General features: G+C 61.1%; 1 pseudogene. It reads right to left on the reverse strand.

The features are described from left to right. Positions 1-548 (reverse strand): annotated as a pseudogene (rfbK, locus tag ABLV75_RS02885) (O9 family phosphomannomutase RfbK); the annotation flags it as partial.

The following is a 548-nucleotide window of genomic DNA, read 5'->3' on the forward strand; positions in this document are numbered from 1 at the left end:
GCCTGCCGGTCCGCCACCAGCGCCTTCAGCGGGCTGTTCTTCAGACACAGCAGCTCCGCCACCAGCAGCCACGGGATCATCCCGCTGTCGCAGTAGGCGAAATCGCGGAAATAGTGGTGTGCGCTCATCTCCCCGCCGTAAATCGCATCTTCCTGACGCATCCGCTCTTTAATGAACGCGTGCCCGGTCTTCGACATCACCGGCGTCCCGCCGCTGCGGGTCACCATATCCACCGTATTCCACGTCAGACGCGGGTCGTGAATAATCCGGGCGCCCGGCTGCTTCTGCAGGAACGCTTCCGCCAGCAGGCCAACAATATAATAGCCTTCGATAAATTCTGCATCGTTATCAAACATAAAGCAGCGGTCGAAGTCACCGTCAAAGGCGATACCCATGTCCGCGCCGTGCTCGCGCACCGCATCCGCGGTGTCCTGCCGGCACTCCGGCAGCAGCGGGTTCGGGATACCGTTCGGGAAGTGGCCGTCCGGCTGGTGATGCACCTTGATAAAGGTCACCGGCACGCCTGCCGCCACAAAACGTTTCTCCAC

Origin of the sequence: Klebsiella sp. CN_Kp066, from assembly GCF_040065135.1 — a bacterium.
GTDB classification, from domain to species: domain Bacteria; phylum Pseudomonadota; class Gammaproteobacteria; order Enterobacterales; family Enterobacteriaceae; genus Klebsiella; species Klebsiella oxytoca.